Source organism: Chryseobacterium cucumeris, assembly GCF_001593385.1.
GTDB lineage: Bacteria > Bacteroidota > Bacteroidia > Flavobacteriales > Weeksellaceae > Chryseobacterium > Chryseobacterium cucumeris.
Window position 1 is genome coordinate 199,061 of sequence record NZ_LUVZ01000043.1, and the last position, 15,336, is coordinate 214,396.

The window sequence follows — 15,336 nt, forward strand, 5'->3', positions numbered from 1 at the left end:
TTTAGTCCTATTGAACATTAATGATTATAGGAGTAATGTTTTTAATAATCTGACCGTCAAGACCTTGAGCTGTTGCTTTAATATCAAAGATAGAAACCACATCTCCTGTTCTCAGATTCTTCACTAAACCTGCTGCTTCATCCAGAGAGTTACCATGAACAAGAAGCGCTGCTCTACCCGGTACTCTCACCATAAACTGAGTTACTGTAAATGAAACAGGGAAATCAAAGTCAGGAATTGCTGCCTGAACAGACTGGTTAGGAATAGAAGTTGCCGGCATAGACAATACATTCTGTCCTCTCATTTCTCCTCTTGGAGGCGGAACGTTCTTAATTCTGTATTCAAATACCTGAGATACTGATTTTCCATAAGGATCAATTCCTGATAATGTTAATTTAACAACATTACCTGAAGTTGGTTTCACACTCCATTTACCTGGACCTGTACTTCTTACAGATGCACCCGGAGCAGATAATGAAAGTTTAGAATTGTCAGCACCCAAGATTGATCCTGAAACAGGGTTCTCAAGCCCTCTGTACATTACATTCATTTTGTCTGCAGCAAGTAATAAACCTTTTTCAAGTTTTACTTCTCTTGGTCCTGCAATTACATTATAAGTATGAGTCCAAGGGAAAGATTGTGGTTTACCAGAAGCATCCGTTAACGTAATAGTACCTCCCAATTTATGTTCACCAATTCCAGAACCTGAAATTGCGATAGAACCTTTACCATTTTCTACTTTACTTACTCCAGAAATACTGATCTTATTGCTGTTAGAATAAGTACCTAGCATTACTTTTACTTCAGCCTGTTTTCCTGCCTGAATATCAATCGGACCTGAAACGATAGGCTCGTAGCTTGAGAACTTAATACTCGCATCTACTTTTTCCTGAAGTAATAATGCCAATGCATCAGACTGAACGTTTCTGGCATCATTTTGGATAATCTCCAAGTTAGATATTGCAGCAATTAGCGGCTGATGATAAAATTTATTCTGGAACCAAGTCTTTTCATTTGGAGACGTTCCTTTCGGATACTCTGCAATAAGAGACTTATTAGCTCTTGCGACTAAATCCTGCAACTGAGCATTGTTTCCGAAGGTAGCATTGATGTAGTTTCTTACGTCATCAATTTTAGCTTTCAGGTCTAATGCATTCTTAGATGGAGTATTTTCATCTCCTTCTTTGAAGAAATATTCAGTAGTTGCTTCATTATTGTTCAATGCAGCGAAGTTTTCACTTACATCAATATCTTTTCCTGTTTGAGGATCTTTGTCGTGAAACTCAGATTGTTTTTTCAACAAATCTTTAATATCCTGAGCAGATTTCACCAATGCATCAATTTTGGTTTTCAATACTTTGTACTGAGCCCAAGGCTGTGCATAGGTATCCGGAACTTGCTGGGCTTTAGCTTCCAACGTTCTTTCAAAAATCTTCTCGTTCTTTTTTTCTGTTAAAGTTCTGGTTTCATTCAATGCTCTGGTAGAGTCATAGTATGATCTGATGATTTCTGCATCAATATTTAGGGCCATCATCGCGATGAACACCAAATACATTAGGTTGATCATCTTCTGACGAGGGGTCTGTTTTCCTTGTGCCATTCTCTTTTCTTTGTTTTTTGATTAAGTAGTTAAATTTAGAAATGGTTAGGAATTAAGACTTCATAGCAGTTAGCATACCACCATAAACTCTATTTAAGTTATTAAGATTAGATGTTAAACCTTGTAGCTCTTGGTTGAATTTCTCAGATTGCTCTGCAGATTTCTGCATATCTGCAACATACTTGTTAGCAAATTCAGATTGTCTCTTACCGCTTTCAAGCTGCATTGCATAAAGAGCATTCATGCTTTCCATGTGCTGAGCTGCTTTATTTAATTGGTCGTTATATTTATGAGTAGAAGCAGATACGTCTACAGTTTGATTGATCTGATCAACAGAGTTTGAGAATTTATCAATTCCTGTTCTTAATCTTTCAAATAATTGAACGTCTAATCTGGCATCTTCAAGCATTTTATCCAATTTGTTAGAAAGAGAATTTTCCAATTCAGCAAATTGAGCTCCTGTATTTTTAGTTGTTACATTAGAGTGTAAAGGATTTGGATTAGCGTGTTTATCTAATAACTCAGGATAAACATTTTCCCAAGCATAAGACTCTTCAGTTTTTGGAGGGTCAAATGCAAAGATGATAAAGATAATCGCCTCAGTGATAAGTCCAACGGTAAGAGCAATGTTACCGTTAATAGGTCCCAAGGTAATGTGAGTAATTTTAAGCCAAGCTCCAAGAATTACAATTGCAGCACCGAATGAATAAAAGAAATTCATCCAAGCATCTTTAGTCTTAAACATATTGAGTTAGTTTTTTTAATGTTAAATAAAATTGTTATTGAAAAATTGTCTGATTAATTTCTGTTAACTCTTCTTGGTTTAACAGCTGCTTCAGGAATATCCTGTACAGTTCTGAATCCGATATAGCTTCTTGCGGAATCTTTTCTTTCCCAATCTCTAGCACCTGTCATTAGTGCATAACCTATATCTTTCCAAGAACCACCTCTTACAGATTTCTTCGTATCCTTTTTATCTTTAGTAGAAGGATTTAATGTAGAAGAGAATCCTGAAGAAGAATTGTTAAATGAAGATAGTGTCCATTCAGAAACGTTTCCAGCCATATCAAATAACCCAAACCCATTTTTCTTAAATTTCTTAACTGGAGCTGTATATGTATAAGTACCTTTTTTCTCGTCTTCCATATAGTTACCTCTTTTCGGCTTAAAGTTAGCCAGATAGCAACCTCTGTCGTCCATTAAATATGGACCACCCCAAGGGTAAGTAGCATTTTGCATACCTCCTCTTGCAGCATATTCCCATTCAGTTTCTGTTGGAAGACGGAACTCTAATGGTCTTTGTTTTTTTCTTTTTAAACTTTCGTTGTAATCTGTTTTCAATTTAGATCTGAAGTTACAATAAGCCCTTGCCTGGTCCCAGGTAACCCCAACAACAGGATAGTCTTTGTAAGCCTTGTGCCAGAAATACTGTTCAAACAATGGCTCATTGTAAGCAAAGTGGAAATCTTTTACCCAAACTGTAGTATCAGGATAGATCGCGATACTTTCGCTTTTCAGGTAGTTAGCTCCTCTTTCGTTATCTGCAACTGCAGCGTCCATATCTCCCCAACGGTAAGTATATTTCAGCTTGCTTACATCTAAAATTCTTTCGTTTCCGATTCTTGAAGAAGAAGGCAGATACATAGATTCCAAAACTTCTGCGTATTCTACATCCGGATATTTTGATGTGCTCCAGTGTAAAGGAATTTTCCAATCTAATCTTTTACTGGCATCATAGCTTCCGTCTTCCCGGCCACCCTGGCCTTCCATATATTCTTGATAAGGTGTTAAATTTTCTTCTTTTTTAGCAAGATATGCATAATCTCCTATTGCTGCTCCTTTACGTCCGCCTTCATCACCACCTTCTCCGGCAGCTTCAGCAAGTAAAGTTCTCGCGATAGAGTCTCTTACATAATTGATAAATACTCTGTACTCCGAATTGGTAGTTTCTGCTTCATCCATGAAGAAAGAAGAAACAGTAACTGTCTTCAATGCTGCTTTTTCAGGAGTATTTGTTGGATCCTGGTCTGCTAAACCAGCAACAAATGAACCTGCAGGAATTGCAACCATTCCGTATGGTCTTTCCGCAACAAATGATTTAGTTTTTTCTCTTGGTATCAATTCTCCTTTTGTTCCTGGCTTCCCTACAGAAGAGCTGCCACCACCTGAACAAGATACCGATGCTACCGACGCAGACAATAATAAAAGAAATATCCTTTTCATGTTAATTTTTATAATTAAGCCGTAAATATATAATTTTTTTAAGAAACTTTTAAGATTTTTTTTGAAATAACGGAAGAAATCTAAATTTATTTTATTTACAACAACTTTTTATTCCACGGTAACAGATTTTGCAAGGTTTCTCGGTTGATCTACGTTGGCTCCTCTATATACTGCAATATAATAAGCAAGCAGCTGCAGAGGTACGGAAGCAACGATTGGAGAGAAACATTCTGAAGTTTCAGGGATTTCGATAACATAATCTGCCATTTCACTCACCTGACGGTCTCCTTTATTAACTACAGCGATAATTTTTCCTTTTCTCGCTTTAATTTCCTGAACATTACTTACAATTTTATCATAGTGGCCTTTTCTAGGTGCTATAATTACAATTGGCATATTTTCGTCGATCAGGGCAATCGGACCGTGCTTCATTTCTGCAGCAGGGTATCCTTCTGCATGGATATAAGAAATTTCTTTTAATTTTAAGGCTCCTTCTAAGGCTGCAGGATAATTGTATCCTCTGCCTAAGTAAAGGAAATTGGTAGCTTTCACAAAGTCTTTTGCAATATTCTGCGTAAGCTCATGAGTAGTATTCAACACTTCTTCAATTTTCTTAGGAATAGCATCAAGCTCAGCAATTAAGCTCATAAATTCAGCGTTTCCTAAGTTTCCGTTGTGTTTTCCTAATTTAAATGCGATTAAAGTAAGAATGGTAAGCTGAGCCGTAAATGCTTTGGTAGAAGCAACCCCGATTTCAGGACCGGCATGGGTATAAGAACCAGCATCTGTAATTCTTGCAATGGAAGAATCCACAACATTACATATACCATATATAAATGCACCTTTTTCTTTTGCTAGTTTTAAAGCAGCCATGGTATCCGCTGTTTCTCCAGATTGAGAAATGGCAATCACTACATCTTTATCTGTAATGATCGGGTTTCTGTATCTGAACTCTGATGCATATTCTACTTCCACAGGAATTCTTGCATATTCTTCTATCAGATATTCTCCGATAAGCCCTGCATGCCATGAAGTACCACAAGCAATGATGATAATTCTGTTAGCATTTTTGAATTTTTCAACATGATCCCAGATTCCGGCCATTTTTATGACTCCCTCATCCACAAGAAGCCTACCTCTCATTGTATCGTGTACAGATTTAGGCTGTTCAAAGATTTCTTTAAGCATGAAGTGCTCATATCCACCTTTCTCTATTTGCTCAAGACTCAATTTAAGTTCCTGGATTTCAGGCTCAATCTTAGAGTTTTCATTGATGGTTCTGATATCTACTCCATTTTCCAGAGAGATTGTTGCCATATGTCCTTCTTCAAGATATATAGCTTCTTTTGTAAATTCTACGAAAGGAGAAGCATCAGATGCAATAAAATATTCTTTATCTCCGATTCCGATTGCTAAAGGAGATCCTAATCTTCCTACAACCAATACTCCAGGATAATCTTCATGAAGTACAGTGATTGCATAAGCACCATATACTTCATTCAATGCATATCTCACTGCAGTTGGGAAGTCGATATCCGGATTAAGATCCATAAAATATTGGATAAGGTTTACCAGTACTTCAGTATCTGTTTCTGATTTAAAAGTAAAGCCTTTCTCAGTAAGCATTGTTTTAATGGTATCATAGTTTTCAATAATACCATTATGTACAATTGCAATTTTTCCGTTGTTTGACAAGTGCGGGTGGGAATTTCTGTCACTTGGAACTCCATGGGTAGCCCAACGGGTGTGTCCCATTCCAATTTTAGACGTTCCTTTTAGTTCTTTTGAAATATTCACCAAATCCTCAACTTTACCTTTTGTTTTTTCTACTTCCAGCTTGTTATCTGGTCCTTCTAAAACAATTCCGGCACTGTCATACCCTCTATATTCCAATCTTCTAAGACCATTAATTACAATTTCATAAGCGTCTTGAAAACCTGTATATCCTACTATTCCGCACATATTTTATTTTGTCTAGTGTTGTTTGTTATCGTGTTCTATTTTTTCGTTCCGTAAGTCACCATCAGCTGGATTCTCTTCGGATTCGCATTTGTTTTAGCTACTCCTGTCAGAATAATTCTGTTCATATCAAATGCTCTTGTTGTGTTACGAACTCCCAAAAGGGTTCCTGTAGCACTTGCTGCAAATGCTCCTGCATTGATAATTAATGGTTTATTAACAATCGGCTGTGTAGCATCTCCTACTGTTTCTGTTTTTCCTTCAACAATATCCTTGACTGTTTTTGTAACTACAAAATCATAATAACCAGGATTCTCTTTATAATAATATAAACCTAGTCCGTTTGTAAGATCTGAAGTGAATGTTAACTTTGAGTAATCAATTTTACCCGCATTTAATGTATTGTTTAAAAGTGTAAACTTACGATCTTCAGTAGAACCAGTATTTTTCCATGTTGCAGGATCCAGATATACTCTGATCTTAGCACTTACAATACCTACTTTATCTGTGATTAACTTTTCCTTAAGTTCATTAATAGTCTCATCCTTAATTTTCACTACCACAGAAGGGCCTCCCATTCCCTGAACAAAAAGTCTTTCATCTCCTTCATTAGGGTTACTTGCAGCCAGTGCAGCTGCAGCAGGTGATCCAGATCTGTTATACTCATACAATCCGATATGAGCATTAGCACTTCCTAGGTTGAAATTAAGTGTTGTTTGTGGTCTTGTGGTTGTTCCGTTGTCTGTCTTATCATATTTATAATACATGATAACCTGCAAGTCATTAGGAGAGAACTGATACAGATATCTATCCGTTTCGTCCACAGAAATTTTTATTCCTTTAAAATATCTGATAAAGTTAGCAGCATCCTGAAGTTCAGGTTTTCCTTTTTTATCAAGAATATGAGTCTGGAAAAAATTTGTATTACTTAACTTCATTCTGAATCCTAAGTTTCCTGAGAATACAATTGAATTATCAGATTTTTTTGTAATAGATAAAGAACTCACGTTCCCATCAAATACTCCTGAACCTAACAGCTCTCCAGTACTTATTGATGCATTGGAACGTTTTAGAGCATCATTATTTGCATCTAAGAACGTAGTTACTTCGTGTACATTGATTTTCATTGATTTTGAAGCCCCCCCTATTTTACCGTATTTACGAACAGGATAAGTTTTTTTCTCAATGGAAACTTCCGTAGCTACTCCGTCTACTGGGAAATCTGTTTTTGTATATGTATTTGTTCTTAATGAATCACCTTCAAAGAAGTAAGTATTCGAAGCTGTATTTGCAGGAGGTCTTACTACAAGGACTACTGAATCTACTTTTGGATTTGCGCCGTTGAAGTCAAAATTATCCGTTGGCATTCTCAGCTGGGTAACATAAGATGCTCTTTGCATTCCAAACTGGGGTTCAGTAAAGGCTCCAAGAACAGCAACATTTGTAGTAACACCTGATTCACTCAACCCACTGATTAGTCTTGAAGCATCACTTCTGATTGAATCGTTGTTATCATAATTGTATGCAATAACAGGGTATGCAATTTCATTGCCCTGTGCTGCATCACCATTAAACAGCTGCTCACCAAGAGAATCCGGATCCGGTTCACAATTATAAAGGAATGCACTTCCAAATATCGCCAATACAAGCATGGCGAAGGTCTTTTTAAGATTATGAGTCATTAAAAATGTGTTTTTAATAAAGTTGATTTATAGAATCTACGTCCAGATATTCCGATTTCTGGGTTGCTGTTTCATTGAAAGCCTTATCCAGGTCTTCATCCAGAAACTCGTCACCTTTTACAACGGCATCTACATAGTTCATACTTTCGATAACAAAACTTTTAATAGTTGGGTTATCTAACGCTTTTAATCCCGAAATATTATCAAACTGTAACTTTTCATCGATCTTTTTGTCAAGGTCAGCATCTTTCTCATTGTAAAGAGAAAGTACAATTTTTGCGTCTTTGAAATAAGTATCGGATTCGTAGTAAGTTTTAAGATAAATTGGAACAAAAGAAGACATCCATCCATTTAAATGGATAACGTCCGGCACCCAGTTTAGTTTCTTAATGGTTTCAATAACTCCTCTGGCAAAGAAAATAGCTCTTTCATCATTATCTTCGAAAGGGTTTCCTTCATCGTCGAAATAATATTGTTTTCTTTTGAAGTATTCTTCATTGTCAATAAAGTAAACCTGAAGTCTTTCCCCCGGAAGAGACGCTACTTTAATGATCAGAGGCTGGTCCAGATCATTGATAATAATATTCATCCCTGAAAGACGGATTACTTCATGAAGCTGGAACTTTCTCTCACTTATTTGTCCAAATCTTGGCATAAAAACTCTTACATCATTGCCTTCTTGGTGCATCTTAAGTGCCATTTTGTTTACCACTGCAGCCATATTTGTATCTTCCTGATATGGATACATCTCTGTAGTAATGTACAGTATTTTTTGATTCGGCATAAACTTTCTATCTAATTTTTGTAAAAATGCTTTAATGTGCAAAATTACAAAAAAACATCCAACATTATTTTAATTAACATTTTTTTACGAAAATTCCCTTTTTCAAATTATTAAAAGTACATATTATTATGCGATATTTTTAGTATTTTTGAAATAGTATTAAAATAAACTATGGAAGTTCTAAAAAACAGAAAAGTCCTTCAGGATTTCATTGAAAGACAGAAAGAAATGGGAAAAAGAATTGGCTTTGCCCCTACTATGGGTGCCCTGCACAATGGCCATCTTTCTCTGTATGAAGAGGCAAGAAAAGAAAATGATCTTGTCATTTCTTCAATTTTTGTAAATCCAACTCAGTTCAACAATCCTGAGGATCTTGAAAAATACCCAAGAGATGTTAACAGAGATATCCTTATTCTTCAGAATTCAGGCCTTGTAGACGCTGTCTACATCCCGGAGGTAGCAGATATTTACCCTGAAAAAGCTGAAAGCCAGTCGTATGATTTTGACGGACTGGAAAATGAAATGGAAGGCAAATCCAGACCGGGACATTTCAACGGAGTAGGAACTGTTGTAGAAGAGCTTTTCAGACAGGTACAGCCTGATAATGCTTATTTTGGTGAAAAAGATTTTCAGCAGCTTGCTATTATTAAAAAAATGGTGGAGAAAAAACATCTTCCCGTTAAAATAACCGGAGTTCCTATTTATAGGGCAGAAAACGGACTGGCACTAAGTTCAAGAAACCAGAGACTTCATGAAGACCGAAAAGAAGCTTCTAAAGTAATTTATGAGACTTTAAAAAAAGTAAACGACTGGTTCAGAACTGTCAGTATCCCGGAAATCAAGGAAAGAGTAGCGGATATTTTTGATGATCAGAAGGGTATGAAGCTTGAATACTTTCTGATTGCTGATGAAAATACATTACAGGAGACAGATTTTTTCTATAAAGACAGAAATTTCAGAGCCTTCATCGTAGTTGTAGTAGATGGAGTAAGATTAATTGACAACATACATCTGGATTAATCTTTATCTATTAAAATATAGTATCCCTGGCTATTTCAGCTGGGGATTATTATTAAATACAAAAAAACAAAACGAGATGAAGTTTAGACTTGAGTTCATACAAAAATCAAAGGCCTCCTGAAGGAAGCCTTTGAAACACCAAATCACAAAATATTAATATGAAAAAAATTTACTTTTCAGTAAACTTGTGACCCGGCTGGGATTCGAACCCAGGACCCATACATTAAAAGTGTATTGCTCTACCAGCTGAGCTACCGAGTCGGCCACAATTAAAATGAAATAAATTTCAATATTAATTATAAAATTTTCTTTGCAGTGCCTGCGACTGGACTCGAACCAGCACATCCTTAGGAAACCACCCCCTCAAGATGGCGTGTCTACCAATTTCACCACGCAGGCAATAAAATTACAAATCCAGTAATTTTTATTGCTAGTGACCCGGCTGGGATTCGAACCCAGGACCCATACATTAAAAGTGTATTGCTCTACCAGCTGAGCTACCGAGTCGGCCACTTGTGCAACAAGTTTTCATTTAAGTAATGTCCCTTGTTTTAAGTGGTGCAAAGATATGACTTTTTTCTTTATCTCAAAACTTTTTCGCAAATTTGTTAAAAAAAATTTCATGGTAATTTCATTGATCGGATACATGGGAAGTGGCAAATCTCACATTTCCAAAATATTAAGCGAAAAAATAGATTTTAAATTAATTGATCTTGATAAAGAGATTTCCAGAAGAAATAAATTAACCATCCCTGAAATTTTCGAGAAAAAGGGAGAAATTTACTTTAGAAAACTGGAAAGAGAGGCGCTTGAAGAGATATTGGCTTCTGAAGAAAATGTTGTCTTAAGCCTTGGTGGAGGAACTCCTGTATATTATAATAATATGGAGATTATTAATCATAACTCCAAGAGTATTTTTTTAAGAACAGGAGTTGGGACATTGGTGGAAAGACTTTCAAAACAGAAAGAAAAAAGGCCATTAATTGCCAATATATCCGATGAAGACCTGCCGGAATTCATTGCCAAGCATTTATTTGAAAGAAATCAATTTTACAGCAAAGCACAATTCACTGTAGGGACAGATTCCAGAGAACCGGAAGACATTGTCAACGAAATAATAGAAAAGCTCTATCTCTAGAGCTTTTCTATTTTTATATTAATCTTCATCCTCATCTTCACCGCCGGTCTCTCCGAAGAAATCATCCCAGTCTGTAAAATCGGAGTCGATATCATTGCCTACATATTCATCCATTTCTCTTCTGTCTTTTTTGGTAGGTCTTCCCTCTCCTTTGTTTCTGTAATAGTCTTGTGACATTTTACGGAGCTTCAACAGTTCGTACTGCTCTTTATCTGTCACATCCTGAATATGAAGAGGAACCAGCTTGGCCCCAATTCTGCTTTTAGGAATCTGAATTACCTTTATTTTATAATCAATCTGATTCTTACGGATTTTAATAGTATCTCCTTCTTTTACCTCTTTAGATGACTTTACGGCAGACGTTCCTATAGAAACCCTATTCTTTTTAATCTCCTCTGCTGCAATACTTCTCGTCTTATAAAAACGAATGCTCCATAAAAATTTATCTATTCTCATAATTTTTTATACTTTTGCCGTTATATTATTTGTAAAGTAATTAAAGTTTTTTGAAATGAAAAAAATATTTTTATATATCCTTGCAGGATCTTTGTGTTTTTCTGCTTGTAAGAAAGATGATGACACATCACCCTATGTAGAACCGGAAGATATTGCTACGCAAAACACCTATGATGATCAGGCAATTAAGAAATTCATGGATGAGAATTATCTGGATGCGCAGGGTAATATAAAAGCTTTCAGCTCTACGGACACGTCAGATGATAATGAAAAAAAATTATCTGAGCTTTCGCCTGTAACGCTTCCTTCAGGAACAATCTATATAATGAGAAGCGGTGCTCAGCCTGTTAATCCTACACCTAATCAAACCATCAAGGATGATGATATTATCAAAATTATGGGAAGAGGATACTCGTATCTGGCCGTTAATTCTGATGGAAACACTACGTTTCAAGCAAAAGCCGCCTTTTTAAATACCATTGACGGAACGGGTGTACCTGTTATTGACCCAATGTATTATTATGTAAAGAAATCAATATTGAGCACTGTTACTACCCCGGATGCTGCAAAAAAAGCAAAATATTATCAAATTCCAGGATTTAGAGAGGCTTTACAGAAATTCAAAGCATTTGATAATCTTACCGGTGAAACACCTTATAACTTACAAGGAGTAATCATCGTTCCTTCCAGAGCTGCTTTTGCAAGAAATCCTCATTATCCGTATTTAAATACTTCTTATAGAAATAAATCTTTTGTATTCAACTTTCAGATTTATGGAAGAGAGGACAGACCAAGTGATGACAAACAAACACAGGAACAACAGCAATAAAATAAAAAATAATTATATAAAAAAACACCGTTATTCAAACGGTGTTTTTTTATGATGTAAACTGTAATTACGGTCTTGCTTTCTGTTTTACATTTCCTAAGATATCAGGGAAATAAAGGTCTGCAAGGTGATCAAACTCATCACCTCTCATAAACATGGTGGCATCTACTTCTTCATAAGAGCTTCTTCCTGCAGCAGCAATTAATTCATTACAGGTATGGAGTGTATTTTTGTGGAAATGATATACTCTTTCTGCCTTATCTGTCACATCAAGTCCTTTAATAAGCATTTTATCCTGTGTTGCCACCCCTGTAGGACAGTTATTAGAGTTACATCTCAATGCCTGAATACATCCTAGAGAGAACATAAATCCTCTGGCATTGTTACACATGTCTGCACCCATTGCGACTGCTCTCAGAATATCAAGACTGGTAAGAACTTTACCACTGGCAATCACTCTTAATTTACTTCTCAGGTTATAGTTATTAAGCGTTCTGTTCACAAAAATCAAAGCAGGCTCCAATGGCATCCCTACTCCATCAGAGAATTCTGGTGGCGCAGCTCCTGTTCCTCCTTCTGCACCATCTATGGTAATGAAATCAGGATAAATTTTCAAAACATTCATCTGCACACAGATATCTTCAAATTCTTTGGTATCACCGATACAAAGTTTAAAACCAATTGGCTTTCCTCCTGAAAGTTCTCTTAACTGCTGTACAAAACTCAGCAATCCGGCAGCATCAGAAAAAGCGCTGTGTGAGGGTGGTGAAATAACAGTCATTCCCGGTGTTACGTGACGAATCGCTGCAATTTCCGGTGTATTTTTTACTCCCGGCAGAACTCCTCCGTGTCCCGGTTTTGCTCCCTGTGATAATTTGATTTCAATCATTTTCACATTAGGAAGGGTGGAATATTTTGTAAATAATTCGGGATTGAATTTCCCCTCGCCGTCGCGACATCCGAAATACCCTGTTCCGATCTGCCAGCAAAGATCTCCTCCTTCCAGGTGATAAGGTGAAATTCCTCCTTCTCCTGTATTATGGTAAAAGTTTCCTTTTTTGGCTCCTCTGTTCAGTGAAATCTGTGCTCTGTCACTCAAGGCCCCGAAACTCATTGCTGAGATGTTAAATAAAGAAGCATGATAAGGCTGTGTACATTGTTCTCCTCCAACCCATACTCTCGGAAGTTCTTCTGATGGTGATTTTGCATAAATAGAATGCTTGATCCCTTCATACTTTCTGTGATTTACTTCCAGCTGCGTACCAAAAGCTACCGTATCACTTAAGTTTTTTGCACGTCTGTATACTGCTGAACGCTGGTTTCTTGGAAATGGCTTCCCATCTGTTTCCCTTTCAATAAAGTATTGCTGCATTTCGGGTGAAATACTTTCGAAAAAATACCTGAAGTATCCCAATACAGGAAAGTTCCTCAAAATAGCATGTTTCGATTGGTAAGCATTGTAAACACCCAATGCATAAATTGCGGATAACAGCGTAGGTATCCAATAATGCGCTCTGATCAGTATTGCTATAATCCATGTAGCAGCTACTAATACAATTCCCCAAGATAAAAACTTATCTCTCATGAATGTAGTATTTAAAAGTTTAAAAATAAATTTAGTAGAATTTTTGCAAAGAGCCTATGCTTTTGCTAAAAAATTTTGGTAAGAAGATTGCACAGAAACCGTGCCATCTGACAGTATTTTTTCTAAATTTAGAAATTCAATTTGATTGATGGATGCAGGATCAAAGTCTTTCTGGACTCTCACATAGTTTTCTGTGAAGCCAAACATTTTCCCGTCTTTATTTTCGTGCTCCCAAAGAACAGGAAGCGTTTTTCCAAGTTGTGTCTGATAAAATGCCATTTTCTTCTTTTCAGAAAGAATTCTCAGCATTTTATTACGTTTTTTTCTTTCCGCAACAGGAACTACTCCTTCCATTGCTGCAGCTTCCGTATTTTCTCTTTCAGAATAGGTAAATACATGAAGGTAAGTGATAGGAAGCTCATTAAGGAAATTATAAGTTTCCATAAATCTTTCTTCTGTTTCTCCCGGGAATCCTACAATAACATCCACGCCGATAGCCGCATGAGGCATAACCTCGCGGATCTTGTTCACTCTGTCATGATAAAGCTTGGTCAGGTAACGACGTTTCATCTTTTTCAGAATATCATCGCTTCCAGATTGTAATGGAATATGAAAATGCGGAACAAAGCTTTTGCTTTTAGAAACCAGTTCAATACTTTCATCTTTCAAAAGATTGGGTTCGATGGAAGAGATACGGATTCTTTCTATTCCTTCTACCTTATCCAGTTCTGAAATAAGATCAAGGAAAGTATGCTCGTGTTTTTTATTTCCAAATTCTCCTTTACCATAATCACCGATATTCACCCCTGTAAGAACAATTTCTTTGATATCTTTCGCAGCGATCTCCGTGGCATTTCTAAGAACATTTTCGATGGTATCAGAACGTGAAATTCCTCTGGCTAATGGAATGGTACAGTAAGTACATTTATAATCACAGCCATCCTGTACTTTCAGGAAAGCTCTGGTTCTGTCCCCAATAGAATAACTTCCGATAAAGAAATCGGTTTCTTCAATTTCACATGAATGCACTACGCCTTCACTCTCAGATTTCTCCAAATCATCCAGGTAGCTCAGAATATTGAATTTTTCTTTTGCTCCTAAAACCAGGTCCACTCCTTCAATCTGTGAAATTTCTTCAGGCTTTAGCTGTGCATAGCATCCAACAATTACCACCAGTCCTTCCGGATTGGCTTTCATTGCTCTTTTCACGTGAAGTTTACATTCACGGTCAGCATTTTCTGTCACGGAACATGTATTGATAACATACACATTCGCTTTTTCATCAAAGCTTACCTTATCATAACCTGCATCTGTTAATTGACGGGCAATAGTAGATGTTTCTGCAAAGTTTAATTTGCAGCCAAGTGTATGAAACGCGGCAGTTCTGTGAAAAGTAGACATTTGTTACTCCTGAATTTTATGGGTGCAAAGATAGTAATTTTAATAAGAATCCAAGATTGATTCAATCTATTGTTTATATTCGTCTCTTACCTCGGGGCTGTTTTGAAGGCAGACAGGCGATGAATTGGTATCCGGATCCTGATTTGAAAATTTGGTTTTCATTTCTGTATTAAACTGTTGAGATCGGTTTCTGGCAATTGAAAGCGTATTCCAATCTTCATTCTTTATCATTTTCGCAATATAAACAATCTGTCCGATGTGGTAAGGATAGTGAGCCAATTGACGAAGAACGGCATCAATAACCGGATGTGCTTCTCCTCTGATGTACGTTGTGGAATAGAGATTCTCCTCGTTTATTTTATCAAGAGCATCAAAAAAACATTTCCAGCCCTTTTCCCAAAAATCAAGAACCTGTTGTTTAGTGGTAAAAGTATTGACAAATTCTCCATCACGGTTACGCCAGGATTTCTCACCATCTTCAGTCAGGAAATTGGTCCATCTTGAAAGCATATTTCCTGCAAGATGTTTTACAATAATGGCAATAGAATTACTTTCTTCATTATACTGCCAGAACATCTGCTCATCTGTTAACTGTTCAAAGGTTTTATCACCAAGAGATTTATAGTATTCAAAGCGTTTTACAAACAGGTCTTTCATTC

Annotated in this window: 13 protein-coding genes and 3 tRNA genes; 3 read left to right on the forward strand and 13 right to left on the reverse strand. The window is 36.5% G+C overall.

Annotation, left to right across the window (positions count from 1 at the left end; translation table 11 throughout):
• Positions 1 to 7 precede the first annotated feature (7 nt).
• From porM to A1704_RS18160, 6 genes are all read right to left on the reverse strand, one after another.
• Positions 8 to 1,600: a type IX secretion system motor protein PorM/GldM gene (gene porM / locus A1704_RS18135; RefSeq protein ID WP_062675470.1), complete on the reverse strand. Its 1,593-nt coding sequence runs from the start codon at positions 1,598 to 1,600 to the stop codon at positions 8 to 10.
• A gap of 52 nt (positions 1,601 to 1,652) precedes the next feature.
• On the reverse strand, positions 1,653 to 2,345 hold the full coding sequence (gene porL / locus A1704_RS18140; RefSeq protein ID WP_062675471.1) for a type IX secretion system motor protein PorL/GldL: 693 nt from the start codon (positions 2,343 to 2,345) through the stop codon (positions 1,653 to 1,655).
• A gap of 53 nt (positions 2,346 to 2,398) precedes the next feature.
• Complete coding sequence (porK, locus tag A1704_RS18145) at positions 2,399 to 3,823, reverse strand: T9SS ring complex lipoprotein PorK/GldK (RefSeq protein ID WP_062675472.1); 1,425 nt, start codon at positions 3,821 to 3,823, stop codon at positions 2,399 to 2,401.
• 108 nt (positions 3,824 to 3,931) lie between these two features.
• Positions 3,932 to 5,785: a glutamine--fructose-6-phosphate transaminase (isomerizing) gene (glmS, locus tag A1704_RS18150; protein WP_062675473.1), complete on the reverse strand. Its 1,854-nt coding sequence runs from the start codon at positions 5,783 to 5,785 to the stop codon at positions 3,932 to 3,934.
• A gap of 35 nt (positions 5,786 to 5,820) precedes the next feature.
• The gene (locus A1704_RS18155) at positions 5,821 to 7,464 is read right to left on the reverse strand and encodes a DUF4270 family protein (protein WP_065119678.1); all 1,644 of its coding nucleotides are present in this window, start codon (positions 7,462 to 7,464) and stop codon (positions 5,821 to 5,823) included.
• 13 nt (positions 7,465 to 7,477) lie between these two features.
• Entirely contained in the window at positions 7,478 to 8,248 is a 771-nt protein-coding gene (locus A1704_RS18160) for a glycogen/starch synthase (protein WP_034693703.1), read from the reverse strand.
• Between the two features lie 171 nt (positions 8,249 to 8,419).
• Between A1704_RS18160 and panC the strand changes: the two genes are divergently transcribed.
• Positions 8,420 to 9,268 (forward strand): pantoate--beta-alanine ligase, encoded by an 849-nt coding sequence (panC, locus tag A1704_RS18165; protein WP_062675475.1) that lies wholly within the window; start codon positions 8,420 to 8,422, stop codon positions 9,266 to 9,268.
• Positions 9,269 to 9,456: 188 nt separating this feature from the next.
• Here panC and A1704_RS18170 read toward each other — a convergent pair.
• The 3 genes from A1704_RS18170 to A1704_RS18180 all read right to left on the reverse strand — a co-directional run bounded on the left by A1704_RS18170 (position 9,457) and on the right by A1704_RS18180 (position 9,775).
• Positions 9,457 to 9,529: transfer RNA gene (locus tag A1704_RS18170), tRNA-Lys, on the reverse strand.
• A gap of 55 nt (positions 9,530 to 9,584) precedes the next feature.
• Positions 9,585 to 9,667, reverse strand: a tRNA-Leu gene (locus tag A1704_RS18175).
• Between the two features lie 35 nt (positions 9,668 to 9,702).
• Positions 9,703 to 9,775, reverse strand: a tRNA-Lys gene (locus A1704_RS18180).
• 115 nt (positions 9,776 to 9,890) lie between these two features.
• On the opposite strand from A1704_RS18180, the gene A1704_RS18185 reads away from it, so the two are divergent.
• Positions 9,891 to 10,406: a shikimate kinase gene (locus A1704_RS18185; protein WP_034693808.1), complete on the forward strand. Its 516-nt coding sequence runs from the start codon at positions 9,891 to 9,893 to the stop codon at positions 10,404 to 10,406.
• An 18-nt stretch (positions 10,407 to 10,424) separates the two neighbouring features.
• On the opposite strand, the gene A1704_RS18190 is transcribed toward A1704_RS18185, so the two are convergent.
• Positions 10,425 to 10,862: an RNA-binding S4 domain-containing protein gene (locus A1704_RS18190; protein WP_062675476.1), complete on the reverse strand. Its 438-nt coding sequence runs from the start codon at positions 10,860 to 10,862 to the stop codon at positions 10,425 to 10,427.
• Positions 10,863 to 10,917: 55 nt separating this feature from the next.
• Here A1704_RS18190 and A1704_RS18195 point away from each other — a divergent pair, with 55 nt between their 5' ends.
• Entirely contained in the window at positions 10,918 to 11,691 is a 774-nt protein-coding gene (locus tag A1704_RS18195) for a hypothetical protein (protein WP_062675477.1), read from the forward strand.
• A 67-nt stretch (positions 11,692 to 11,758) separates the two neighbouring features.
• Here the strand turns inward: A1704_RS18195 and A1704_RS18200 are convergent, their stop codons facing one another.
• The 3 genes from A1704_RS18200 to A1704_RS18210 all read right to left on the reverse strand — a co-directional run bounded on the left by A1704_RS18200 (position 11,759) and on the right by A1704_RS18210 (position 15,334).
• Complete coding sequence (locus A1704_RS18200; protein WP_062675478.1) at positions 11,759 to 13,276, reverse strand: FMN-binding glutamate synthase family protein; 1,518 nt, start codon at positions 13,274 to 13,276, stop codon at positions 11,759 to 11,761.
• 54 nt (positions 13,277 to 13,330) lie between these two features.
• Entirely contained in the window at positions 13,331 to 14,677 is a 1,347-nt protein-coding gene (mtaB, locus tag A1704_RS18205) for a tRNA (N(6)-L-threonylcarbamoyladenosine(37)-C(2))-methylthiotransferase MtaB (RefSeq protein ID WP_062675479.1), read from the reverse strand.
• Between the two features lie 66 nt (positions 14,678 to 14,743).
• Positions 14,744 to 15,334: a DUF1572 family protein gene (locus tag A1704_RS18210; protein ID WP_062675480.1), complete on the reverse strand. Its 591-nt coding sequence runs from the start codon at positions 15,332 to 15,334 to the stop codon at positions 14,744 to 14,746.
• Between the last annotated feature and the right edge of the window lie 2 nt (positions 15,335 to 15,336).

Excerpts from the sequence above, each read along its gene's own strand:
- porM (WP_062675470.1), bottom strand. The coding sequence starts at position 1,600 with ATGGCACAAGGAAAACAGACCCCTCGTCAGAAGATGATCAACCTAATG.
- porL (WP_062675471.1), bottom strand. The coding sequence starts at position 2,345 with ATGTTTAAGACTAAAGATGCTTGGATGAATTTCTTTTATTCATTCGGT.
- porK (WP_062675472.1), bottom strand. The coding sequence starts at position 3,823 with ATGAAAAGGATATTTCTTTTATTATTGTCTGCGTCGGTAGCATCGGTA.
- glmS (WP_062675473.1), bottom strand. The coding sequence starts at position 5,785 with ATGTGCGGAATAGTAGGATATACAGGTTTTCAAGACGCTTATGAAATT.
- A1704_RS18155 (WP_065119678.1), bottom strand. The coding sequence starts at position 7,464 with ATGACTCATAATCTTAAAAAGACCTTCGCCATGCTTGTATTGGCGATA.
- A1704_RS18160 (WP_034693703.1), bottom strand. The coding sequence starts at position 8,248 with ATGCCGAATCAAAAAATACTGTACATTACTACAGAGATGTATCCATAT.
- panC (WP_062675475.1), top strand. The coding sequence starts at position 8,420 with ATGGAAGTTCTAAAAAACAGAAAAGTCCTTCAGGATTTCATTGAAAGA.
- A1704_RS18185 (WP_034693808.1), top strand. The coding sequence starts at position 9,891 with ATGGTAATTTCATTGATCGGATACATGGGAAGTGGCAAATCTCACATT.
- A1704_RS18190 (WP_062675476.1), bottom strand. The coding sequence starts at position 10,862 with ATGAGAATAGATAAATTTTTATGGAGCATTCGTTTTTATAAGACGAGA.
- A1704_RS18195 (WP_062675477.1), top strand. The coding sequence starts at position 10,918 with ATGAAAAAAATATTTTTATATATCCTTGCAGGATCTTTGTGTTTTTCT.
- A1704_RS18200 (WP_062675478.1), bottom strand. The coding sequence starts at position 13,276 with ATGAGAGATAAGTTTTTATCTTGGGGAATTGTATTAGTAGCTGCTACA.
- mtaB (WP_062675479.1), bottom strand. The coding sequence starts at position 14,677 with ATGTCTACTTTTCACAGAACTGCCGCGTTTCATACACTTGGCTGCAAA.
- A1704_RS18210 (WP_062675480.1), bottom strand. The coding sequence starts at position 15,334 with ATGAAAGACCTGTTTGTAAAACGCTTTGAATACTATAAATCTCTTGGT.